We start from the raw sequence: 24,788 nt of genomic DNA, 5'->3' as shown, positions 1-24,788 counted from the left end.
CTTTCCGCCCGGTTTCGTGATGTGATGACCGTGCGTGTGTATTACAAGTTCTCCGTCTGGTCAGACCAGCCCTCCACGGTGACGGTGAACTTGATGGGCTGTCCCAGGATAGGCGTTTCCGGATCTGCGGGCGGCGTCGGCGTGGTCGGCGTGATGGTGCCTCCCGGTGTCGGGTTGTCCTGGTTGGGCGGCTGTATACCTCCGCCACTGCCGCTTCCGCTTCCGAACTCAAGCACATAGATGTACTTCTTGCCCGGCACCCATTCGGTGGCGATGGGCACTGCGTTATAAGCGTAGCCCGTGGTCGCGGTGGTAGGGTAGAGCGGGGTGTAGTTGCCCATATTGTCGTTCATGTCCATGCGGCAGAGCACGCCGATGTACGAGCCCGACGCGGACGATGTCGCACTGTAGGCGGTGAGGGCCTGCGGTATCATCATGAAGTTGTTAGCGCCGAACATGATGCTCCGGGCGGTATTGTCCAGCGTCAAGGGTGTCTCCGGGGTAGGCGTTTCCACGCCATAGTCCTTGACGGTGGAGAGGTTGCTCCAGTTCGCGCGCGGCACGTTGTACGTGGTCTCGGTCTTTTCCTGCGGGAAAGCGAAGTCACCCTTGGAGTAGACGTTGCCCAGTTTCACGCCCACCACCTGCACGCGCAGGTTGGCGTTGGAGCATTTGGCTCTCACCTCGATTTGCGAGAGGATGTGCTTGAAGTTCATGGGCACGCCGGCGGCGCCGAATGTGCTCGTCCCCACAACCGTGGCTTTGGAGCCGGCGTTGAAGGCGGCCACCACGTCCTTCTGGTCGGCTACCTTGGCGTCGGGTTCGAAGCCGGCGATCTTCTGCTCGGTCTGGTTTATCGTCACCAAGGTGTTGATGTCCGCGGGCGCATAGGCCGTGAAGTTCAGCGCCCCTGCGGGCCAGTAGTAGATGGAAGCGGTGTTCCAATTAGCACCGTGGTCAGAACTGCTGACAGCCAGGTTGGTGAAATAGTTGGCTCCACCTGTGGGGAATGCCGTCACGTTGAACGAGCCCATGTCGGCGAGCGTGGTCACGGCGCGGGTTGTCTTGCCCAGCGAGGTGCGGAATCCGATCGACCCGATCTTGTTCACGTCCGTGGTTTCGTCCTGCGAGCAGGAGGCCAGCGCGGCGAGCGCGAGGCCTGCGTAAAACAGATGTCTCATTGTCTTCATTGTCTTTTCTTTTTTAAATTACAGTTAGTTAATTAAGTGATTATCACGGTCCGCATCACGGTGGATGCGTATGGCATTATCCGTTTGCATGTATCATGCGGGGGCGTCTCAAACGCCGAGTGGGATCTCCTCGGTCTCCCAATCGTCCACCGAGGGATGGAACCCTCCGCCGTTGACGATGGGCTTGGGCAGCGGGAGGCCCTCGAGCACGATGCGCACGTGCCGCTTGTCGGGAGCCTCGTTCACTTGGCGGGTCACGTCGAAGCGGTAGTAGAACTTGCTGCCGTCGGCCAGTATGAGGTAGAGGGTGAGCACGTGCGTGGCCCCGGACTCGGCCGAGAGGCCGAAGGTGAAGGTGCTGCCCGTGATCACGGACTTACCGTCCGAGTCGGCCGGGAAGGGGATCATGCTCCCCTGCCCGGAAGCCGAGCCGTCGCCCATGAAAAGCGAGCCCGACATGCCCGAGAAGGATGCCCCGACAGAGGAGACGTACTTGAGGTTCTCCACAGCCCTGACCTCGAAGCTGCAGGTGCACACCTTCGGATGCACGGGCAGCACCAGCGTGTAAGGCTGCTCCCCACCGACGGCGAGGCGCACGCCCGTGAAGCTGCCTCCCCACACCTCCTCGGGCGCCAGCACCACGGGCTCGTCGCCGGGGTTGGCGCCCCGCGGCTCGCTGCGGGTGCTCATGGTCTCGCCCACAGAGGTGGGGCGGGTGTATATCTCGAAGGTCTCGTAGCTTTCCGTACCACGGAGCAGGATGGTCTCGGTGTCGTTGTTCAGGTATATCACCCGGTAGTCCCCCCACGGTATCCTGGCCGTGCCGCCGGCCGGGTCGGAGAAGTCGCAGCGTATGGGCCCGCCACCCTGCTCGGGGAAGAAGAAGGCGCTCATCCCTTCCGCCCGCGCGCCGGGGGCGGCGCTCCAGTCGAACTTCACACGCACCTCCGCCAAGGGAGAGGAAGGGAAATACAGGTCCTTGTGATCGCACGAGCTGAACGTGCAGGCTATGAATGTGGCTATGAGCGTGACGCAGGCGGTCAGCCCGATGGCGGCCGCGGACACGCACAAGGCGTGCAGGGCGTTCGTGCCCCTCTCCGCCTTTCTTCTCGTCGTCTCTCTCCTTGCGGAGCTTGAAGTTATCGTTGTCATTCCCATGATAGTCCTCCTTATTTAGCGTTATCCATTGTCTGCTTTCCCTTCCTCACGTTGAAGTTGCCGTGTCCCAGCAGCCACACCAGCGAGACCTCGGCCTTCGTGGGACCGAACCAGCGGCGGTTCTTCGTGGTACGCCACACGTAGAGCCCGTTCTGCGGGACGTACTCGTAATACTCGCCCCCGAGGTAGCCGATGCCCAGCGTGAAGTCGAGGTTGAGCCTGCGCCCGATCGGGGCGGAGTAGCCGTAGGAGATGCCGCCGCCGTAGCTCCAACGGTCGCCGAGGTAGCCCTTGCCGCCCCACTCGAGGTCGTAGGTCAGCAGCTGGCCGTAGAGCCCCACGTGGTGCCCGGTCAGCGGCTTGCGGCCGAGGCTCAGCCAGTGGCGCACCTCGAGGTCGCCGCCGCAGACCCGGTGGTAGCGGTAGCGGCTGTCGTTCTTGAGCCACGTGTACATCCAGTTACCGGCCACAGACCAGCCGCCACCGAGGTGGAACTCCAGCCCGATGTTGGGAATGACGACGGCGGCATACAAGAGGTTGGTCTTCACGGCCATGTGGAAAGGCTTGCGCGCCCGGGGCGCGGGAACGGCAAGCGTCATGGTGTCCGTGCGCAGCACCACGAGGGTGTCGGTACGCGCCACCTCCATCGTGTCCGTCCGCTGCACGACCACGGTGTCCGTCCGCTCCTCGGGGTAGACGCACTCGTACCAGAGCTCCAGCATGGAGGTGCGCAGTTCGGGAAAGAAGTGCTCTTCCATGTAGCGCCACGTACGCCCCCCGCCAAGCAGGGCCAGGCGGTGCTTGCGCTCGTCGGGCACCGCTCCGCCGCTGGTAATCCACTCGGAGGTGTGGCGCAGGATGTCGAGGGCTTCGGAGCGCAGGGGCACTCCGCCGTCAGCCTCGGTGAGCAGGATGAGCCGTTCCCAATCGATGCCGGGGGCGTGTGAGAGTACGGGGATGTCCCTGCCGGAGAAACGGCCGCGGATATAGTCCCAGAAGTGTACGGCACGCTGTTCGGACAGCGCCTTGTTCAGGGCGGTGCTTCCCTCGGGGGAAGCGCCCGAGACCATGCGTATGCCGCGCACGCGGCAGGTGCTGTCCGAGAGCAACGCCTCCAGGCGCAGGGTGAAGGCGTCGAGCTTGTCGCCGTTGCCGTGGAAAGAGGGGTCGAGAGACGGCTCGCCTTGGCGGAAATGGATGCGGACGGAGTCGCGGCCCCGCCGGTTTCCGGATTCCTGCCCCCGGACATGGCCGAGAAGAAGCAGGAGAAGCAGAAGAATAATAGGTCTTTTCATTGCCGGTGAATAAGGGTTAATTCGGTATAAGATAAATCTTTTAAAAGTTGGTAATCTCATTCGTTTTTTAGGAACTTCTCTAATTTTTCCATTGTTTTTTTACTCTGTTTTGAAGTTCGGTTTATATCCCTCCAAAAAAAGTTCTTGAAAATTCGTTTAACAAGCCAAAATTAGATGAATATTTCGATGAAACCGTAGGAAAAGGGGGGGTGACATAGTGACAAATTATTGAAAAGAAGGTGACATAGCCCCTGAGAAAGGTGTAAAAGGAGGGGGAGAGGTGGAATATTGAGGAAGTGCGGCTGTATGTGGGCAGTACAGCTGTCCGGCGATACCTTGGTCGGGCCGTGGTAATGTCGTGGCCGAGGCGTAATCAAACTGTCATTGAAGAAGTGAGGTTATTGGTTCTTCTTTTGTCCCAATCGCCTGTATTCAGTCGGAGTAAGATTGTATTTCTTTTTAAACTGGCGATAGAAAGTACGGAGGGTGCCGAAACCGGACTGGGTAGCGATGTACTCCAATACATAGTCGGTCTGCTCCAACAGCTTGCAGGCATGTTGCAACCGCAGGTTGGTTACAATGTCGTTCAGCGAGGTATGGCAGTTCTCCGCCAGTTGTTGGTCGATGGCATACCGTTTCATCTGCAATCGGGTCTCAAGGCAGCCGGTGTTGAAGTCCTGAGACAAGAAGTTGTTGTTCTCGGAAAGTAAAGTTTCTATTTGTTCTTGCAGATTCTCTTCCGTTTTAGGGTTGTCGGCTCGCTTGGCCGGGGTTTGTTGTACCGCCAACCGTACATATTTATATAGGTATTGGTTGTCGTGAAGCCGCCGGAGGTGGAAATAAATCATGGTGACGATGATAATGACAAGAGCTGTAGCCACGCCTGTGGCCACCATTTTATAGACGCGTTGCTTGTAATACGACACGCGCAGGGAGCTGTTCTCGCTCAGCACATCGTAGAACTCCATGTTTTCGCGGTGGATGAAGTCGTTGATGCGTTTCACCTCGCCCGCCATAGCTTCGGCTTTTACCTTCTCACCTTGGCGGATGTAGATTTGCAGCAGACTGTTGCAGACAGAGAGCAGTTCGACGGATGGAGTAGCGAGATTATTGCGGTAGAAATCCTCACCCAAGGACAGGATATTTTCCGGGATGCTGTTTGCCTCGACATAGATACTTAAAAGTGACCCGAGCGCATTTTCCATGGGAGGGTATTTATGGAACAGCGAGTCGGCTCCGGCGGCAGCTTTCAACGCTTCGTCTTTTCGCCCGCACTTGACAAGGGCATGCCCGAGAGCGAGATTAAAGTACATGCGGTGAATATCATAGCCTGCATGGTCAGTAGCCCCGTCACCGCCATCCTGTTGTTCCCTGTTGAGCTCTTGAACGGCATCGGGAATATAGGCGGCAGCCTTATTGGGTTCGCCTCCGTCAATGTAGATGTCGGCAAGTAATAAATCGAAAGAGTGCCGCATGATGGCGCAGTTGCCACGGACATTCTCATTAGGGTCGTCGGCGAATAAGTTCAGCATGGCCCGTGCCTCATGCCATGACTGCATGACCTTGTCCGTTTGTCCGCTCTTCGATAGCGCTCTTGTCTTATAGTACTCACATAGAAGGGTATAGTAGGCTTTGATTGCACGTTCGCGAGGGTGTCTGTCGGTTATCTTCTTCGTTTCTTGCCTTATTTGGTCTACCAGTCTCGCCAACTGCTCGTATTGTCCGAGCTTGTCTGCAAGCCGGCATTGAATGTCCAGCCCATCCAAGATGTTTCCTTGATCCTTGCTGCCGAGTTGCTGCATGGCAAGGGCGTGGCGCAGGGCATCGGCATAAAGATTGTTGTTCAGGCAGACAAACCCTGCCACCCGTTCATATCGCATGCGGCTTTTATGTTTCCAGCCCTCCCGTTCCAGCCGCTTTCGTGCAGGTTCCAACAGACGGTAGGCACGTTGCGGCTCTCGGACGTACAGTTTATCTATATAGTCGATGTCGAGCGTGTCTGCGGCATGGCAATATACCGTAAACAAGCCCAATAAGCAAACGATGAATAATTTCATAATTATCTAAAATGACTGCAAAAATAATGAGTTCGATATAATTCTACAAACTCTTTTTTGATTATTAGCAATATGGCGATTATAGAAACGGTCAATGATGAGCTAAAGAACATTTGTTAAACAGAACATACATAACATTTAAACGCTTACCGCTATGCTCGCAAAGTCCAAGCGGAAATTTGTTCTGTGGCAGACACTTTTTTCAGGAGGAAAAATATTTACCCCTTATCGTTTCCTTCTCCCTGCCCCAACTCGCTATATAGATTCTCCATGCTGGAACTATAGATGCAGCACACTCCGCATATACATCCGGCACGGTGGAGATATATCCCCACCGAGGCCCGCCTACAGGTATCTCTCGCAAGGGGTGTCACTTGATAATCGATTGATATTAATTCTTTACAAAATAACGCTCTGATGAAACATGATTCTGAAAAGTCAAGCGTCATAAATGTAACATTTGGTACACATAGCATAGCATATAATAGCATAACCCCTCCTCAAGAGTTCCCCCGAAATCGGGGGCACTGAAGGCGCGGCCGTTCTGTCCGCGGAGGAGGGATATGGCTGAAAGATAATTTCTTTGAGAAAAAAAACACCCGGAAATCCTTTCCAGCAGTTCACGGTTGCCTTCCGCCAGCCGTTCGCCCTTTATCCCTTCGATGTATATGAGCGTAGTCTCGGTGTCGGTGTGCCCCAGCCCCTTGGAGATGACCGGCAGCTCTACGCCCGGCCTCTTCCCCGCAGGGAGTGGTGAGGAAGCAGAGTACCAGCCTGCGCATCTCCTCCGCCCCGATGCTTCACTTGACTGTGCGCTCGTTGCCCGTAAACACGCCCTTGAACGGTGCCTTGTCCTTCACGAGGCGCTTTGCGGCCGCCTTGTTGTAGATGGCGCGCAGGGAGCTCATGTAGCAGGAGGAGGTATTGGGGCACACGCCCCGGCCGTGAAGCCAGCGTTCGTAGCAGCGCACGGCATCGGCATTCAGCGAGGAGAGCGGCACGTCCCTGCCGCCGTTGAAGCGGATGAACGAGCGCACCGCCGTGCGGTAGTTCTGGGCAGTGAAGGGGCTTACGCCACGGGCCGCCGCATAGACAAACTCCGAAAGCAAGGGCGAGGTGCTTTGCCCTTTTACTTTCTTTACTTACTTTCTTTTCCTTGTCTCTTTTGCTAACGGGACTTACTCTTTGGTGCCCATCCTGCCTTTTGAAATAAGATAGAATACTGAACATATGCGTAATGGATTTATAGAATTGATAATGCGCATACAAAAATAAGATGTAACCCTTAAACAAGAAAAGAAGCCCGTCATTGAACAGGATTTAGTGCAATGGCACTCGGTCAACATGATTCTGAAAATAGCGAACTTATCCTAATAAATGAGGATTGCACATCCCGGCAAATAGCCGTTACTTTGCAACCAAAATTATAATGACTTATGAACAGATACAGATTATTTATTTCATTCCTTGCGCTGCTCACCGCCGGCATCGTATCGGCCGACGAGCTGGATACGCTGAAAGTGGTAGATGTAGAAGAGGTGCTGGTGATTGCGGCACCCAAGGAAACCCGCAAACTGCGTGAGCAGCCTACCTCCATGACCCTGCTTTCGCAACAGGACATGCAAAACGCACAAGTAAGGTCCATCAAGAGCCTGACAGGGCTTGTACCCAATATGTTTATTCCCGACTACGGCTCGCGACTGACCTCTGCCGTCTATATCCGCGGAATAGGCTCGCGCATCAATACTCCATCGGTAGGCCTCTATGTGGACAATATACCCTACATAGACAAGTCGGCATTCGACTTCAGCTATGCAGACGTGGAACGCATCGATGTGCTGCGCGGACCGCAAGGCACACTCTACGGCCGCAACGCCATGGGTGGCCTCATCAAGGTACACACCAAATCGCCCTTCTCCTATCAGGGCACGGACTTCCGCATGGGAGCAAGCACGCACAATGCCTACAACACTTCCATCACCCACTATCACCGCATCTCTGAACGGTTCGCCTTCTCGGCCGGAGGGTTCTACGACTATCAGGGTGGGTTCTTCCACAACAGTGCACGCAACGAGAAAGCCGACCGAGGACAGGCGGCAGGCGGACGCATGCGCGCCATCTGCCTCCCTTCCGAGAACTGGAAGATTGACCTGAACGTAAGCTACGAATATAGCGACCAGAACGGATATCCTTATTACTACATGGGAAGCCTGAACGCCGGAAAACAAAGTGAGGTACTGAAGCCCTACATCGGGAAAATAGCCAACAACGAACGGAGCAGCTACTATCGCAACCTGCTGAATGCAGGATTGAACTTGGAATACCAGGCCCGTAACTTCATCCTGAGTGCCGTCACCGGCTACCAGTTTCTGAAAGACCGCATGTTCATGGATCAGGACTTTACGCCCTCGGCCATCTTCAACATCGAACAGAAACAGAAGATGAACGCCCTCAGCGAAGAGATTGTTCTCAAATCGAAACCCGGACGCCGTTGGCAATGGACAACGGGAGCCTTCGGCTTCTACCAGTGGTTGCGTACGGCAGGACCGGTGAACTTCGGCCAAGACGGAATGAGGATGTTAAAAAGAATGCTCGGAGCGGTAATACCTTCGATCGACGTGCCTATGGGACAGGGTATGAGCATGGGCATCTTGCCCTCTCTGAACATAACAAGTCCCTTGATGCACATCAACGGCGATTTCGATACTCCTTTGATGAACGGAGCCATCTTCCATCAATCTACTTTCAAAGACTTGTTCGGAATCAGCGGGCTTTCGCTCACTGCCGGATTGCGTTTGGATTATGAACGGATGAAACTGGCCTACCAATCAGGCACTTCGATGGACTACACCGTGGCCATCCAAGGAAAAATGAAGAGGGGCGAAACCGTAGTCAGAGAGATTGCCATGATGCCCGAAACACCGATGACCGTCGTGTCAGGCTATAAAGGTTCTCTCGACAAAGATTACTTGCAACTGCTGCCGAAGATAGCCTTGCAATATGACTTCAAAGAGAATAAAGGCAATGTATATGCCACCGTGAGCAAGGGGTATCGTTCGGGCGGATACAACATACAGATGTTTTCGGACTTGCTGCAAAGCAGCCTGAGAAGCGACATGATGCAACAGACCAAAGAAGCCATCCTGCCCGGAGTTCCCGATAACTACAAAGAACCGGTAAACAAAAACATGCCTGCCGGAGGCCGGAAGCCCGATGTACAGACAGCCGTGATCTATAAACCCGAACAGACATGGAACTATGAAATAGGTACGCACCTGAACCTTGCAGGCGGACGCTTGCAGGCAGACGCCTCTTTCTTCCTGATGGACACCAAAGACCAACAGATATCCCACTTTGCCCAAAGCGGATTGGGACGTGAGACAGTGAACGCCGGAAAGAGCCGCAGCCTCGGAGCGGAAGCGTCACTGGCCGTTGCCGTCACCACGGAGCTTACACTGAACGCCGGCTATGGATATACGTATGCCACATTCAAGGACTATACCACCGTGAACAGTAACCTTCAGACAATCAGCTATAACGGCAATTATGCCCCGTTCGTACCCAAGCATACGATGAACATAGGCGGACAGTATATCTTCCGCATCAATCCGGGATGCTTATTGGACCGCATCCGGCTGAACGCCAACTACACCGGAGCAGGACGCATCTACTGGAACGAAGCAAATACAGCGAGCCAAGCCTTTTACGGCACACTGAACGGACGCGTCAGTTTCCAGAAAGGCAACGGACAGATAGACTTCTGGGTGCGCAATGCCCTGAACAGAGACTATACAGCCTTCTACTTTGAAAGCATGGGTAACGGACTGCAACAAAAAGGAAGCCCCATCCAGGCAGGAGTGGAACTACGATGCCGCTTCTAATCCTATTCATTCATAACACCACAGTGCGGACAGATGCCTTTCTCCCGGATCTTCTGTCCGCACTTGCCGCAACGGTAGCGCGAAGCGGCCAACGACAAACGCAGTTTCTTGAAAAACACCCACACGAAAGCTGCCAGAAACAGATAGCCTATATAAATATGTGTAGCCAGAATAAAGAAGAAATAACAGAAGATGCAGCACGAAGCCAATCCCAACAGATAGAATACGGCCACCGACGGAGAGAGTTGGCGGAACAAATCATCCAGAACAGCCAGTAGCACCACGATGAACAGCCAAATGCTCATCAGAAAAACAGAAAGGATGAAGGGCACCTTGAAAGGAGACAAGGTGGGATTGAAATAGAAATGCTGCCATGTTTCGGGCACAAAGACCTGCATGGACTCATAGACCGTGGCACTGAATGCCATCAATAAACAAAGCAGCAACGGATAGACACTGTCTATATCATTGAAGTAAACCAGCTTGAGCTGCTTACGCCGAAAAGTACGGAAAAGCCAGACCAGCACAAACAGGGCAAAAACAGCTATGAAATAAGAGGCATGGGTATCACTGAAAAGATAAATAGCCTGCGAAATGCTGTCGGTGGGAACAAATGCACGCATCATTTCCGACTCTCGCAACCAGCCCTGAATCTCCTGCGAGTGAGCCAGCTTCACCCAGATGCTATCCACACTATCCGTCGGATGGACAGCGAACTCTGCCACCACCACCCTATCGCCCTTATGCAGCATGTTGTAACAATCCTTCACCGGCAAGCAAGCCAGATTGACGGAGTCGGCCCGCACTTCCAGATTTGTATTCCAAGTGTAGTGACGCTCAAAGAGGTAGGCCAGCGAGTCGCGGGTATCTGCGCTCAGGCTCTCATCCTCCAGATTCGGACGGGAATAGTGGCAAGAGGCCGCCATCAAAGAGAAGAACAGCAAGAACACCCGAACCATCGCCCTGCGCAAGCTTCTCTCCGCACCGTGCACCCGGTCGAGGCATCGCCCTTCCTGATATGTCCCTTCCCTACTCCGCATAGACCTTCATTTGGCAGTTCTTACAATCGAAAGCCAACTTGAACCGTTTGCCATCCGTCCCCACCAAATAATAGGGTTCGCGATAAGGCGAGCGTCCTTTCTGGTGGGTAGGACACCACCCCATGCTGAAACGCAGGCAATGCTTGCAGAACATGAGCGCAGCATCCGGAACGGCCTGTGCTTCGTAGGCGGGAGCCACGGAAGAGACACCATGAGCCAGATAAAAGCTACGGGCGGCACTGTTCATCACATTGCCCAAATAGGTCAGCGATGTTGTCGGGAACGCATGCTTGGTCGGCTTCCATACGGCCGTCTCGCGCCGGTAGTTGATGCGGCGCACCGACACCAGTTTGTCCACAGCCTGACGCCGCCAGTCAGCCACCACAGAAGCCGGCAAGAACCAGTTGTGTGAAAGGTTCAGGTCAATGCCCGAAGCGTCATCGGAAAGGCCACCACCCACCTCGAACGGCGTATTGCCCAACTTGGCGAGTTGGGTGCGCAAATTATCTGCCTGCGGGGTACGCGCCTCTTCCTTCGAGTAAGGGAAAGAGAGCGTCACCCGATTGTCGTCCTCGTCGGCAAGGGTCAGGCTGAAGCCAAAAGCCGTATCGGCCAATTCCCAGCCGACACGTATCTTGCGCTCGGACGACTTGTGGGTGAGCAGACGCTCGAATTCCTGATCGAAATTGCGGTAAAGAGGAGTACGCGGTTTGATGCGGGGCATCTCTCCCGCCGGATAAAGCTTGTTGCCATCCACCCGGTTGATGCGAAAGCCCTGCAAACGCCCCTGTTCGTCCAAAAAGCAGACTCCATCCCCATTATGGAAGGGTTTTACCCCGGCCACCGTGAGGTAATTGCCACGCAGTTCCTTCAGGGTTCCCATCTCTTCACCCAACGACTTCGGAGTATCGAACGAAGCAATGCCTTGCTCGCGCTCGTACAGGAAATAATGGGTAAAACCGCGACTGAAACTCTTATCCAATTGGGGCTTAAAATCAAAACGGCACGTACCCGAAGAAGCACGGACATATTCTTGACGGCGTGCAAAGACAGCATCCAGTTTTTGGCGGTAAGCAGCCGTCACATTCTTCACATAAGTGACGTCTTTCAAGCGTCCTTCAATCTTCAGGGAAGTGACGCCGGCATCCAGCAGGCTCTCCAACACCTCGCTTTGGTTCAGGTCTTTCAAGGAGAGCAAGTGCTTGTCGCGCACAATGGTTTTCCCGTCCGCATCTTGCAGGCTGAATGGCAACCGACAAAACTGTGCACACTCTCCGCGATTGGCGCTGCGTCCGAAACAGGCTTGACTGACATAGCATTGCCCGCTATAACTCACACACAATGCTCCATGCACAAACACCTCGAGCGGCACCGTAGGACAAGCAGCATGAATCTGCCCTATCTCGCGCAAAGAAAGTTCGCGCGCCAACACCACCTGACGAAAACCTGCTTCGGCCAGGAAGCGTACTTTCTCAGGAGTGCGGTTGTCCATCTGCGTGCTTGCATGAAGAGGCAAAGGAGGCAGATTCAACCGGGTGATACCCATGTCCTGCACAATCAAGGCATCTACCCCCAGACGATATAAGGCCCAAATCATCTTTTCCGTCTCCTCCAGTTCTTCTTCTTTCAGAATGGTATTGACCGTGACGTATATACGAACATTGTACAAATGGGCATACGCCACCAATGCCGCAATGTCTTCCAACGAATTGACTGCCGCAGCACGGGCACCGAACTTAGGCGCACCGATATACACCGCATCCGCCCCGTGGTTGACCGCCTCAATGCCACACTCCAGATTCTTTGCCGGAGCCAGCAACTCTATTTTTCTCTGTTTAACCATACTATTCAGCTACAAGAGCGGAGGAAATCCGGTATTCTCCTCCGGCACTGCCGGTATTATTCAATCTCTTCTATATTATATGGAGTTTCCTGATATACGAAGTAGTTCAGCCAGTTGGAGAACAGCAAATTGGCATGGGCACGCCAACGCACCAGCACTTCCTTGTCGGGATCGTTGTCTACATAATAGTTGCAAGGAACTTCGATGGGCAATCCCTTAGCCAAATCACGACGATATTCCGTGTCCAACGTCAACGGGGAGTATTCCGAATGACCGGTTATAAAGAACTCACGTCCACCGCGCCCCACGGCCATATATACGCCGGCCTCTTTCGATTCGGAAAGCAAAGTGAGTTCGGGCACGTTCAGGATGTCTTCCCTGCGCACTTCGGTATGGCGGCTGTGAGGTACGTGGAACACATCGTCAAATCCTCTGAAGATAGGATGCAACGGAAGTAAGGTGCGATGTTCGAAGATACCGAACATTTTCTTTTCCAAAGGATATTTGGGGATACCGTAGTGATAGTAAAGTCCGGCTTGAGCCGCCCAACAGATATAGAGGGTGGATGTTACGTGCGTACGCGCCCAATCGAATATTTCGGTCATCTCATTCCAATAAGACACCTTCTCAAAATCCATCTGCTCCACCGGGGCACCGGTAATAATCATACCGTCGTACTTCTCGCCACGCATCTTGTAGAAATCCGTATAGAATGCCTTCATATGTTCTATCGGGGTATTCTTAGGGGTATGGCTCTTGATCTTCATGAACGAGATTTCCACCTGAAGAGGGGTGTTGGATAGCAAACGTACCAGATCGGTCTCCGTTGTAATCTTCAACGGCATCAAGTTCAGGATGACAATGCGCAAAGGCCGGATATCTTGTTGGGTTGCCCGAGAGTTGTCGATAACAAAAATATTCTCTTCTTTGAGCAACTCGATAGCGGGCAGCTTATCGGGTAAATTTAAAGGCATGAAACGATGTCTATGATTTAACTTGTTATTATATATGATTTTAGCGTGTAAAGTTAGATAAAAAACAAAGTGTAATAAATAAATTATAAAAGATTTTATTGATTTACGCTTTCTCTTTTAACACATTTGATTATATTTGCATCTGTTTACCAAAATATATCTGATTATATTATGAAAAGACAAAGCTTTTTAACAAGATTACTTAATGCGGTCTTGCTTTGCAGTATTGTTTTTTGCAATACCGCATGTGTAAACAGCATCGGCGAAGATGCAGAGACGGAATTAGAAGAAGGAACTATCCCCATCTCCTTTTCCGTCAAGATAAAAAAAGCAACCACCAAAGTAACCGGTAACCTTTTTGAAAAAGGAGACCAAATGGGACTCATCGCCACTACCTCGTCAAGTTCCATCAAAGGGAAGCGATACATCAACAATCTGCCTTTGGAGTATACCGAAGGCTCTACGCTCGTTCCGAAGAAAACCGTATTTTATCCCGAAGGGGATGTGCCACTGAATTTCATCAGTTATTATCCTTATCAATCTGAAGGTGTACCGGAGGGCACTTCCACCCTTCCCGTATCGGTGCAGACCGATCAGAGTAACGAGAAGAGCCGCTCGCAGAGCGATTTCTTAGTGGCTACGGCAAAGAACATTACCGGTAAAAGCAAGACAGTGGCACTTGAATTCCAACATAAACTCGCCAAGCTGACCGTCACGCTCATTCCCGGCACGGGCAATAAGGCCGATAACTTGTTGAAAGCCAACCCGCGAATCATAGCCACCGGGTTCAAAACATCCGCCGACTATAATCTGGAGGACGGAACATTCAGCAATCTTGAAGGGACGAAAGACATCATAGCCTCCGGAGTATGGAGCGTGAAAGACAACAAACTGGTGGGAAAGGAAATCATCATCATACCGCAGGCCATAGAGGAAGGGAAGTATTTTTTCATCATTGAATGGAGCGGACGGTTATACAGTTGCGCCATACCAAGCATGAAGATAGGGAGCAACATGCAATGTTCCATCAATGTGTCTGCCATACAAAGCACCAGCAACATACTGAATGGATTTGCCGGACAAATCAAGGCTTGGGAGAACGTGGAAGCCATTGAGACCGACAACACGGCCGACTATACCGCCATACATCTCTCGGCACTCTCTTTTTCACAATCCAATATTTACAGGGTCTATCACGAAGGAATGCCTGTGGCAGAAATTTGCCAAGAATATCTTAGATCGGGGACGCTAACCTCCAGAGCCCTCACAGCCTATCCTATGGGAGAAAACGAAAAGGCCGATTTAAGTAACGGCATTGTATTGCAACTCATGGATTGCACCGACAACATCTGCGGAGGAAAAATAAGTTGGAACACATACGGCCACGGTTTCTCTTACACTCAAGGAGATACTGCTTCCGTCGATAAACTTTACATAGATGCCGCCCATAAGTTGTCTTTGAGGAAACCGGAAAATGCCGTCAAAGTGAATGTGGCCAGCCATACCTTGCTGGACATAAGAAAAGGAATCATAGACCAGTATCCCATCACCAAGATAGGAAAACAATACTGGATGGGAAAAGAACTACGTGCCACAAGCTACCGAAATGGGACGAACCTGAGCCAACAGACCGCATTAGGCAAAGACAAAGCCGGCTATTACAAACCGGACGGACTTACCATTTATTTTTACAACGGCGAAGCCATATTGGCAGGAGAATTAGCCCCTGAAGGATGGAAGATTCCTTCGGACGAAGACTGGGAAGCACTAAAGGAGTATCTCGGCAATGACGCCTCTGTTTTGAAAGCCGGAGAGTGGCAAACAATGATATCCGGAGAACCCTTGCCGACAAATAACCGTGCCCGGTTCAACGCTTTTCCGGTGGGGATGTGGTATAAAGGAGCACATTACAGCGCACAGAAGATGACCGCTTTCTGGAGCTGGGACAAGACCCGAAACACCCTTTCGGAGAACACTGTATATTTTTTGGGTGAAAGCGATGAATTCATCAGGCAGCCTGCCCACATCACCGGGCAAGAGTACTATAAAGCCCTTTCCATACGCTGTATCAAAGAATAGAGGCTTCTGTTTCAGCATATCTCATTTCTTTTTCGTATTTTTGTCCCAATGTGTAATGTTTTTGCCACAAGGACAAAAAACAACGAAAAAGAAATGAGAGTAATAGACCTGATAAACAGTCATGAAAAGACAGCTTTTTCTTTCGAGATATTGCCGCCGTTGAAAGGAACCGGAATCGAAAAGCTGTACGAAACCATCGATACGCTACGGGAGTTCGACCCCAAATACATCAATATCACCACCCATCGCAGCGAGTATGTGTACAAAGACCTTGGCAACGGATTGTACCAACGCAACCGCTTGCGCCGCCGTCCGGGAACGGTTGCCGTAGCCGCCGCTATCCAGAACAGATACAACATCACCATGGTGCCGCATATCCTTTGCAGCGGATTCACGCGCGAAGATACGGAATACGTATTGCTCGACCTGCAATTTCTGGGCATCACGGATTTATTGGTGCTGCGTGGCGACAAGGCCAAGCACGAGTCCGCGTTTACCCCCGAAGGCAACGGATATCACCACGCCATCGAACTGCAAGAGCAAATCAACAACTTCAACAAGGGCATATTTGTGGACGGCTCCGAGATGAAAATCACCAAGACACCGTTCTCTTACGGTGTGGCCTGCTATCCGGAGAAACACGAAGAGGCGCCCAACATACATACGGACATCTACTGGCTGAAGAAGAAGATGGAAACCGGAGCCGAATATGCCGTCACCCAGCTTTTCTATGACAACCGCAAGTTCTTCGACTTTGTGGAACGCGCCCGCCTCGAAGGCATCACCATCCCCATCATTCCGGGCATCAAGCCCCTCAAGAAACTGTCGCAAATCAACATGATACCCAAAACCTTTAAGGTAGACTTGCCCGAAGAGTTGACCAAAGAGGTGCTGAAATGCAAAAGCGACAAGGAGGTGCAACAGGTAGGCATCGAATGGTGCGTGCAGCAATGCAAGGAGCTGATAGCAAAGGGTGTGCCGAGCCTGCACTTCTATTCCGTAGGTGCCACGGACAGCATAAAGGAAGTGGCCCGGCAGATTTATTAACCGGCTTTCTCACGCAAACAGTAAATCGTAGATTATCAAACAGCAAACAATATAAATATCGTGTTCGGTTTTAATGATGTAATAGGACAAGGAGCCGCCAAGCAAAGGCTGATACAGGAGGTACAAGAAGGACGCATCCCGCATGCGCAACTTTTCTGCGGCCCTCCCGGAGTCGGCAAACTGCCGTTGGCACTGGCCTACGCCCGCTACATCTGCTGCCCCAACCGCACGGATACGGATGCCTGCGGCACTTGCCCCTCGTGCGTGAAGTGGAACAAACTGGTGCACCCCGACGTTCATTTCATGTTTCCCATCGTGAAGAACGCCAAAGGGAAAAAAGAGGTGTGCGACGACTACATCGCCGAGTGGCGGCACTTGATGCTTACCACTCCTTATTTCGGCCTCAACCATTGGCTGAACGAGATGGAAGCGGAGAACGGGCAGGCCATCATCTACGCCAAAGAAAGTGACGAGATAATCCGCAAGCTCAGCCTGAAGTCGAGCGAAGGAGGATATAAGACAACCATCGTATGGCTACCCGAAAAGCTGCATGAAGTCTGTGCCAACAAGTTGCTCAAACTGTTGGAGGAGCCACCGGAAAAAACCGTATTCCTGCTGGTTTCCGAGACTCCCGAAATGATTCTGCCCACCATCATCAGCCGCACACAGCGCTTCAACATTCCTCTGATTGAGGAAACGGACATAGCGAAAGCTTTGCGAGAGAAGTACGGCGTGCAACAGGCAGACAGCGAAGCCATTGCCCATCTGGCCAACGGAAACTTCATCAAAGCATTGGAAACCATTCACCTGAACGAAGAGAACGAGTTGTTTTTCAACCTCTTCGTCAGCCTGATGCGCCTCTCTTACCAACGCAAGATAAGGGAGATGAAGCAATGGAGCGAACAAGTGGCCGGTATGGGGCGCGAACGGCAAAAGAACTTCTTGGAATATTGCCAGCGCATGATACGGGAAAACTTCATCTACAACCTGCACCGGAAGGAGATGAACTACATGACCGTGCCCGAACAGAACTTCGCCACCCGTTTTGCCCCGTTCGTCAACGAGCGAAACGTGACGGGCATCATGGACGAACTGAGCGAAGCCCAGATACACATCGAGCAGAACGTAAACGCACGCATGGTGTTTTTCGATTTCTCGCTGAAGATGATTGTATTGCTGAAGCAGTAACAACAAGCGGAAGCACCGGACGAAAAAGCATTGAAACAATAAATAAACCAATAGTCAAAAAATAATATATAAAGAGATGGAATACAAACTATATAACGGAAGCGGAAAACTGTGCTGCAAGAGTTGCGGCAAACAGGATAAGCAACTGAACACCTACGACTGGCTGGCCGACATACCCGGCAACACCGAAGAAAACGATCTGGTGGAAGTTCAGTTCAAGAACACCCGCAAGGGATATTTCCGCAACAGCAACAAGATAGAGCTGGAGAAAGGAGACATCGTTGCCGTAGAGGCCAATCCCGGACACGACATCGGTGTGGTGACTCTGACGGGACGCCTCGTGCCGCTCCAAATGCGCAAGGCCAACATCAAGTCGGAAACCGACATTAAACGTATCTACCGCAAAGCCAAACCGGTGGATATGGAGAAATACAACGAGGCGAAAGAGCGCGAGCACGCCACCATGATCAGGGCACGACAGATAGCCCTGAACCTCCAGCTTAACATGAAAATAGGAGACGTGGAGTATCAGGGAGACGGCAACAAGGCCATCTTTTACTACATTGCCGACGAGCGCGTGGACTTCCGGCAACTCATCAAAGTGCTTGCCGATGCTTTCCGCGTGCGCATCGAGATGAAGCAAATCGGCGCCCGCCAAGAGGCCGGACGCATCGGCGGTATCGGTCCCTGCGGCCGCGAGCTATGCTGCTCCACGTGGATGACCTCTTTCGTTTCGGTGTCTACCAGTGCCGCTCGCTTTCAGGACATCTCGCTGAACCCGCAAAAACTTGCCGGACAATGTGCCAAGCTGAAATGTTGCCTCAACTACGAAGTGGATTGCTACGTCGAGGCACAGAAGCGCCTGCCCTCCAGAGAGATTGAGTTGGAAACCAAAGACGGTGTGTTCTACTTCTTCAAGGCGGATATCTTAAGCAACCAGATTACCTACTCTACCGACAAGAACATCCCTGCCAACTTAGTGACCATCAGCGGCAGACGCGCTTTTGAAATCATCGGCCTGAACAAACGGGGCATCAAGCCCGACAGCCTCTCGGAAGACTCCCAGCGTCCCGAAGCCAAGAGACCCGTGGATTTGCTGGAGCAGGAAAGCCTCACCCGCTTCGACCGCAACCGCAAGAACAAAAACGGAGGCGAGAACAACGACGGCAGCAACAAGAAAAAGAAGAAGAACAACAACGGCAACGGTCGTCCACAGAACGGAGAGCAGCAAGATGCCGCCTTGCGAAACAACGGGGCAAAGGAGCAAGCCAGACAAGGGCAGTCGGCAGCCGGACAAAAACAGCAACCCAAGCAGGGACAGACTTCTCAGAAACAAGGAGGGCAACAGCCCGGACAGAAAGAAGCGAGACAAGGCGAACGTCCGCAGCAGCAGAACAACAACCGCCGGCCGCTCCGCAACAACACTCCCAAACCTCAAGGAGAAAGACCTGCCGCCAATGACAAACCCGCTCAAGCATAGGAATCTCCGCCTGAAAGGTATCATACTGTTGTTTGTCGCAAGCCTGTGGACTGCTTGCGACAGACAAACGGTGTATCATGCTTTCCAACCCCTCCCCTCGAAGGGCTGGCAACGCACGGACACGCTATTCTTCAAGGCGGAGGTTAACGACTCGCTCACGCTCTACCGGCTTTCCGTAGAAGTGCGGAACCGCAACAACTATCCCTACCAAAACCTCAACCTGTCCGTCTGCTGCACTCCCCCCGACAGCGTCCCGCTTCCGGCAGACACCTTGCAACTGACTTTAGCCGACAAGACGGGAGCATGGCAAGGCAACGGTTGGGGAGGCCTCTACCTGACCGACTTTCCCGCAGGCAATATCCGCATCGGTAAGCCCGGCACATACCTTTTCAAGATATCCCATACGCTGCCCGACTCCATTCTGCCGGGAATCAACGATGTCGGCATCAGGCTGTGGAAGTAGCGCATACGCCCCGCAACTTTCTCTTCAACGTTGTCTTTGTCTCGCAGGATTCCCGACAGAGGTCTCACTATCCTTGTCTTTACTCCACTGCATGCTCAACGCAGTGCCACTGCAAACTCGTTGCAGCGTTACTGCAACACCATTGCAGTACTGCTGCAAGCCTGTTGCACTCTCACTGCAACCACATTGCAGTGACGCTGCAAGCATATTTGCAGTAGCACTGCAATAACTTTGCAGAAGTTTGCAGGCATCTCCTCACCGACAACGACAAAGGAGATGGAGGAACACAACAAAATAGAGAAACGGAGCGAAGGAGGGAAGGCGGTTTGAAGAAGAAAGAAACCATGCAACTGCCGGGCAGCCGCCTAAAGTCTGCGGTTACGCCCCGCATCGATGCGCAGGAAGATGAACAACAGGATGGTGAATCCCCAAAGCGAAGAACCGCCGTAGCTGAAGAAAGGCAACGGAATACCGATGACCGGAGTAAGCCCCAGCACCATGCCGATGTTTATGAACAGATGGAACAGGAATATACTAAGCACCGAATAGCCATACACACGCCCGAACGTCGTCGACTGTCGTTCGGCAAGCGTAATCAGCCGCAATATCAGGACGAGGAACAAAAGCAACACGGCCGTAGAACCTATAAAGCCCTCTTCTTCGCCTACCGTGCAGAAGATGAAATCCGTGTCTTGTTCGGGCACGTACTTCAGCTTGGTCTGCGTCCCGTTCAAAAAGCCCTTACCGGTCAGCCCGCCCGAACCGATGGCTATCTTCGACTGGTTCACGTTATAGCCGGCACCCGCCAAGTCCTCTTCCATGCCGAGCACCACCTTGATACGCATCTGTTGATGGGACTCCAGCACATTATTAAAGAAGTAATCGCAAGAATAAAGGAAACTGACGGAACCAAGCGCAAACAAGCCTATCAGAAAATAAGACAGGCGCCGCTGCCCCAACGACAAGAAGAAGAGATAGCCGATGACCAGAGCGCAAAGCCCCCACTGCACCCACACAAGGTTGAAGTGCATCACATACTCCGATAACAGGTAAGCAATGAAAAGCACCCCCAATGAACCTGCCAGCATATTACGCACAGGCTCCCACCTCTTCTCGTACACCCATACCATGCCGGCAGCAGACAGCAGCACCATCAGCAACACCGCAAACTCGCCTACCGGGGTGGGAGTGTCGGCCATCATCACCGCATCGAAACGGATGCCCACCACAAAGAAGACAACGGCACACAGCCCAACGAACAGCACCCCGCCCGGCATTCCTTCCCGATAGAGCATGAGGAAGAAAGCGGAATAGACCAACGCCGAACCCGTCTCGCGCTGCATGATGATGAGCAACATGGGCAGCAGGATGAGGAAAGCCAGCATACAGGCATTCTTCCAGTTTCTTATCGTAAAGGAGTAGGCACTCATGTATTTGGCAAGGGCCAAGGCCGTGGCAAACTTGGCAAATTCTGCCGGTTGCAGGCTCACAGGCCCCAAAATGAGCCACGAACGAGAGCCTTTCGTGTCGGGGGCAATGAATATCGTGACCACCAACAGCAATATCAGCCCTGTATATATAAGGTAGGAAAGCATGTCATAGAGGGAATCGTCCAGCATCAGCAGCACAAATCCCAAACCGAACGAACAGATAATCCAGACAAACTGCTTGCCGGCACGGGTGGAGAAATCCAGAAAGTCGCGGTCGCCATAGTCATAACTCGCCCCGCACACACTGAACCAGCCGAACACAATCAGTATCAGGTAGACGGTAATCGTCACCCAATCCAATGATTTCCATATACTATCTCTCCTCGTCACCATACAATATTACCCTGTTACTGAATTCTTCGGCCAACGCCTCGTTTGCCGACGAGAGCTTTCCGTGCAGATACTGGTCCATCATCATGGCGCCGATGGGCACACCGTAGACAGCACCGAACCCTCCGTTTTCCACGTAAACGGCAATGGCTATCTTGGGCTTATCCATAGGAGCAAAACCCATAAAGACAGAATGGTCTTTTCCCCGGTTCTGTGCCGTACCCGTCTTGCCGCAGGCTTCCACCCCCGGCAAAATGGAACCCACCATGCGGCATGTGGCGCTTCCCGTGCTTCCGGTGACGGCGGCACGCATCCCCTTTACCACCTCTTCATAATGCCGGCGGTCGATGGTGGGATAACGCGGAAAGCGATAAATGCTGTCCAGCTCGTTGTCCTGTATCTCCTTCACGATATGCGGAGTGATGAAGTGTCCACGGTTGGCGATGGTTGCGGCAAGGTTGGCTATCTGCAACGGAGTGGTGAGAATCTCTCCCTGTCCGATGGATATACTGATAACGGTCAGTCCGTTCCATGAGCCCCGATAGGCCCTGTCGTAGAACTTGGCGTTCGGAATCAGCCCGCGCTGCTCGCCCGGAAGGTCTACCTCCAGCCGATAGCCGAAGCCCTGAGACACCATGTGATCTTTCCACACCGTGATAGCATTCTGCGGCGAACCGTACTTCTTGTCGCTGAACATACGGAACAATCCCCAACAGAAATAAGAATTGCAGGAAGTGGCAATGGCCGGAATCAGAGGCAAGGGAGAGCCGTGAGCATGACAGCCCACATGGAGGTTGCCGTAATTGAAACCATGCGAACAAGGATAGGCCGGATAATCTTCATGGATAATCTCCTCTTGCAGGAAAGTCAGAGCCTGAGCCGTCTTGAAGGTGGAGCCCGGCGGATAAGTTCCCATGATGGCACGGTTCAACAACGGCTTCCGCTTATCCGCTTGCAACAGGCTGTGGTTCTTTCCCCGCTGGCGTCCAATCATCAGATGGGGGTCGAAAGAAGGAGAAGACACCATGCATAGGATTTCACCGGTGGACGGCTCGATGGCTACGATAGACCCGATTTTATGTTGCAACAAACGTTCTCCCAGCATCTGCAAGTCGATGTCTATGCCCAATGTCAGGTTCTTTCCGGGCACGGACGGGCGATCCAGTTTCCCGTCCATATAATGTCCTTGAATACGCCCGTGCGCATCGCGAAGCAGAATCTCCACACCTTTCTCGCCCCGCAGGTATTTCTCGTAAGATTTCTCGATGCCCTGCTTCCCTATATAGTCCCCTCGGATATAGTAATCGTCCTTCTCGATGTCTCGCTTCGACACCTCGCCGATGTCGCCCAACGCATGACCGGCAGAATTGTAGGTATATTGCCTGATGGTACGCCTCTGGATATAAAAACCGGGGAACTTGAACAGTTTCTCCTGAAACACCCCGCTCTCTTCGGCAGAAAGCTGGGTCATGAACACCTGATGCGTATATTTGGAATAACCGGGATTCATCCAACGGTTTCTGACGTCCTTCATACGCTTTTCAAACTGCTCCATCGTGATGTTCAATGTCCGGCAAAGGTCTAACGTGTCCAGACCGGTCACCTCACGAGGAATAAACGTAATGTCATAAGCAGGCTGGTTGAACACCAGCAACTTGCCGTTGCGGTCGTAGATTGCCCCCCGGGAAGGATATTGTATCTTATTCAGAAAAGCGTTGCTGTCCGCATTCTTCTTATAGGCATCCGTCATGATTTGCAAATCGAACAGGCGGAACACATAGATGAAGACGATAACTACAGCCACCGCCCCTATCACATACTTCCGCTTCTCCAATACATAATCCTTCATCTGTCCTACATGCTACAACATCAAAATCTTCTATGCTAATCCTTGACGTCTAATGTCCAACACCTCACATCTAACGTCTAATCCCCTCCACCGCCATAATGCATCCCACCGTAAGGAGCGTGCTTGTCGCAATCCTCAGAAACAGCGCTCCTATATGAGCCAAAGAAAAGAACTCCACAACAAGCAACATTCCATGATGCACAAAAACACCGACAACCAAATATTTCAAAAAAGGCGAAAAGCCCATTGCACGCACAGTAGGCACAATACCGTCCAACGTATCACGAGGAATGAACAAACGAAGGAACATAGGTCGCAGGAAAGCCAGCAACACCGCAGCCGCCGCATTCATCCCCGGCGTATCGGAAAAAACATCCACGGTCAATCCCAGAAAGAACGCCCACAACATCAACTCATTGCGAGAAGCGTCCGACTCGAATTTCAGTATTAAATAAATGTACAGAAACGGTGTGGCATATCCCATGATATGCACATTATTCAATATCAGCACCTGCAACAGCACCAAACCGATAAACCACCCTATCTTATGTAAATAACTGATCGCCATTACTCCATCTCCTTCTCCTTTTCCAATGCCTTCTGTTCTTCCTGCCCGCTACGGGATATGACACGCACATTGCTCACTTTTCCGAAGTCGGTAGCCAGCTTTATCTTCAACAAATAGGAAAGCCCATCGTGCGAATCGGACATGTCATCCACCGTACCCACTACAATACCTTCGGGGAATACGGTCGAATAACCGCTGGTCACTACCGTATCGCCCAGATTGAACTCCGCATGACGGGGCAAATCCTTCAGATAAGCGAAACGGGAATCTCCTCCCTCCCACTTCAGATAACCGAAATAGTCACTGCCCACAATCTTACAGCTGATACTGGACTTGCTGTTCAGCAACGGAATCACCAGCGAATAATGGGGAGACGTCTTATAAACGATTCCCACTACCCCATTGGCATCCACCACTCCCATTTCAGGGGCGATGCCATCCAGCGTTCCACAGCTCAAGGTAATGTAGTTATCGGCCTTATTCAGACTGTTCTTTATAATGTTCGCCTTGAAAATACGGTATTCGGCAGGAGCCAGCCGAGCCATGCTATAAAGTTTCACGGAATCGAGTCCTTTCTCTCTCAACGTATTCTCCAGAAAAGAGACACGCTGCTCTAACCACATGTTGCGGTCGAGCAGGTCTTCATTGACCGACTTCAAATGAAAATAGGAAGTGATGCCTCCCGATACTTCATAAATCTTTCCCGCCACACTATTGGCAGAGGTGAAATACACACTCTGCTGGTAGCGGTTGAAGCGAAACAATAAAACAAAACTGGTCACCTCTAACAACAGAAAGAAGAACCAGTAATTGTATTTAATAAGAAAGTTCAGTAAATTCCGCATATCGACAAGCT

At 52.2% G+C, this 24,788-nt stretch carries 19 protein-coding genes; 7 read left to right on the top strand and 12 right to left on the bottom strand.

Annotated features, from left to right (window positions below; genetic code table 11):
* Nucleotides 1–41 precede the first annotated feature (41 nt).
* The 4 genes from EV202_RS08270 to EV202_RS08255 all read right to left on the bottom strand — a co-directional run bounded on the left by EV202_RS08270 (nt 42) and on the right by EV202_RS08255 (nt 5,700).
* Entirely contained in the window at nt 42–1,190 is a 1,149-nt protein-coding gene (locus tag EV202_RS08270) for a fimbrillin family protein (RefSeq protein ID WP_234878264.1), read from the bottom strand.
* 108 nt (nt 1,191–1,298) lie between these two features.
* The gene (locus EV202_RS08265) at nt 1,299–2,348 is read right to left on the bottom strand and encodes a DUF5119 domain-containing protein (RefSeq protein WP_131926650.1); all 1,050 of its coding nucleotides are present in this window, start codon (nt 2,346–2,348) and stop codon (nt 1,299–1,301) included.
* A gap of 11 nt (nt 2,349–2,359) precedes the next feature.
* Complete coding sequence (locus tag EV202_RS08260; protein ID WP_131926648.1) at nt 2,360–3,643, bottom strand: DUF3575 domain-containing protein; 1,284 nt, start codon at nt 3,641–3,643, stop codon at nt 2,360–2,362.
* Between the two features lie 398 nt (nt 3,644–4,041).
* The gene (locus EV202_RS08255; protein WP_131926646.1) at nt 4,042–5,700 is read right to left on the bottom strand and encodes a helix-turn-helix transcriptional regulator; all 1,659 of its coding nucleotides are present in this window, start codon (nt 5,698–5,700) and stop codon (nt 4,042–4,044) included.
* A 583-nt stretch (nt 5,701–6,283) separates the two neighbouring features.
* Between EV202_RS08255 and EV202_RS15045 the strand changes: the two genes are divergently transcribed.
* Nucleotides 6,284–6,457 (top strand): hypothetical protein, encoded by a 174-nt coding sequence (locus tag EV202_RS15045; protein ID WP_165899411.1) that lies wholly within the window; start codon nt 6,284–6,286, stop codon nt 6,455–6,457.
* Between the two features lie 43 nt (nt 6,458–6,500).
* Here EV202_RS15045 and EV202_RS08250 read toward each other — a convergent pair whose 3' ends face one another.
* Nucleotides 6,501–6,809, bottom strand: a complete 309-nt coding sequence (locus tag EV202_RS08250) for a phage integrase SAM-like domain-containing protein (RefSeq protein ID WP_131926644.1) — start codon at nt 6,807–6,809, stop codon at nt 6,501–6,503.
* 327 nt (nt 6,810–7,136) lie between these two features.
* Between EV202_RS08250 and EV202_RS08245 the strand changes: the two genes are divergently transcribed.
* A complete protein-coding gene (locus EV202_RS08245) occupies nt 7,137–9,581 on the top strand; it encodes a TonB-dependent receptor (RefSeq protein ID WP_131926642.1) in 2,445 nt (814 codons plus the stop codon).
* A 2-nt stretch (nt 9,582–9,583) separates the two neighbouring features.
* On the opposite strand, the gene EV202_RS08240 is transcribed toward EV202_RS08245, so the two are convergent.
* Genes EV202_RS08240 through metA form a run of 3 tightly spaced genes read right to left on the bottom strand, consistent with a single transcriptional unit; the run spans nt 9,584 to nt 13,438 of the window.
* On the bottom strand, nt 9,584–10,621 hold the full coding sequence (locus EV202_RS08240; RefSeq protein ID WP_394336134.1) for a hypothetical protein: 1,038 nt from the start codon (nt 10,619–10,621) through the stop codon (nt 9,584–9,586).
* Nucleotides 10,611–12,464, bottom strand: a complete 1,854-nt coding sequence (locus EV202_RS08235) for a peptidase U32 family protein (RefSeq protein ID WP_131926640.1) — start codon at nt 12,462–12,464, stop codon at nt 10,611–10,613. The genes EV202_RS08240 and EV202_RS08235 overlap by 11 nt, the downstream gene beginning before the upstream one ends.
* Before the next feature lie 56 nt (nt 12,465–12,520).
* A complete protein-coding gene (metA, locus tag EV202_RS08230; protein ID WP_106069275.1) occupies nt 12,521–13,438 on the bottom strand; it encodes a homoserine O-acetyltransferase MetA in 918 nt (305 codons plus the stop codon).
* A 171-nt stretch (nt 13,439–13,609) separates the two neighbouring features.
* On the opposite strand from metA, the gene EV202_RS08225 reads away from it, so the two are divergent.
* From EV202_RS08225 to EV202_RS08205, 5 genes are all read left to right on the top strand, one after another.
* Entirely contained in the window at nt 13,610–15,517 is a 1,908-nt protein-coding gene (locus tag EV202_RS08225) for a fimbrillin family protein (RefSeq protein ID WP_131926638.1), read from the top strand.
* A gap of 93 nt (nt 15,518–15,610) precedes the next feature.
* The gene (metF, locus tag EV202_RS08220) at nt 15,611–16,564 is read left to right on the top strand and encodes a methylenetetrahydrofolate reductase [NAD(P)H] (RefSeq protein ID WP_106070506.1); all 954 of its coding nucleotides are present in this window, start codon (nt 15,611–15,613) and stop codon (nt 16,562–16,564) included.
* 60 nt (nt 16,565–16,624) lie between these two features.
* Nucleotides 16,625–17,752, top strand: coding sequence for a DNA polymerase III subunit (locus tag EV202_RS08215; RefSeq protein ID WP_131926636.1), 1,128 nt, complete (start codon nt 16,625–16,627; stop codon nt 17,750–17,752).
* Nucleotides 17,753–17,828: 76 nt separating this feature from the next.
* Nucleotides 17,829–19,232 carry a PSP1 domain-containing protein gene (locus EV202_RS08210; RefSeq protein ID WP_131926634.1) on the top strand — a complete coding sequence of 468 codons (1,404 nt, stop codon included), beginning with the start codon at nt 17,829–17,831 and terminating at the stop codon, nt 19,230–19,232.
* Nucleotides 19,210–19,695 carry a gliding motility lipoprotein GldH gene (locus tag EV202_RS08205; RefSeq protein ID WP_125238868.1) on the top strand — a complete coding sequence of 162 codons (486 nt, stop codon included), beginning with the start codon at nt 19,210–19,212 and terminating at the stop codon, nt 19,693–19,695. Before EV202_RS08210 ends, EV202_RS08205 begins: the two co-directional genes overlap by 23 nt.
* Nucleotides 19,696–20,060: 365 nt before the next feature.
* On the opposite strand, the gene rodA is transcribed toward EV202_RS08205, so the two are convergent.
* From rodA to mreC, 4 genes are all read right to left on the bottom strand, one after another.
* Complete coding sequence (gene rodA / locus EV202_RS08200) at nt 20,061–21,518, bottom strand: rod shape-determining protein RodA (RefSeq protein WP_131926632.1); 1,458 nt, start codon at nt 21,516–21,518, stop codon at nt 20,061–20,063.
* Entirely contained in the window at nt 21,499–23,364 is a 1,866-nt protein-coding gene (gene mrdA / locus EV202_RS08195) for a penicillin-binding protein 2 (protein ID WP_131926630.1), read from the bottom strand. The genes rodA and mrdA overlap by 20 nt, the downstream gene beginning before the upstream one ends.
* Nucleotides 23,365–23,434: 70 nt before the next feature.
* On the bottom strand, nt 23,435–23,932 hold the full coding sequence (mreD, locus tag EV202_RS08190) for a rod shape-determining protein MreD (protein WP_131926628.1): 498 nt from the start codon (nt 23,930–23,932) through the stop codon (nt 23,435–23,437).
* Entirely contained in the window at nt 23,932–24,777 is an 846-nt protein-coding gene (gene mreC, locus EV202_RS08185) for a rod shape-determining protein MreC (protein ID WP_131926626.1), read from the bottom strand. Before mreC ends, mreD begins: the two co-directional genes overlap by 1 nt.
* Between the last annotated feature and the right edge of the window lie 11 nt (nt 24,778–24,788).

Origin of the sequence: Prevotella heparinolytica (assembly GCF_004342845.1) — a bacterium.
Classification (GTDB): Bacteria; Bacteroidota; Bacteroidia; order Bacteroidales; family Bacteroidaceae; genus Bacteroides; species Bacteroides heparinolyticus.
This window is presented reverse-complemented; position numbering and strand designations above follow the sequence as displayed.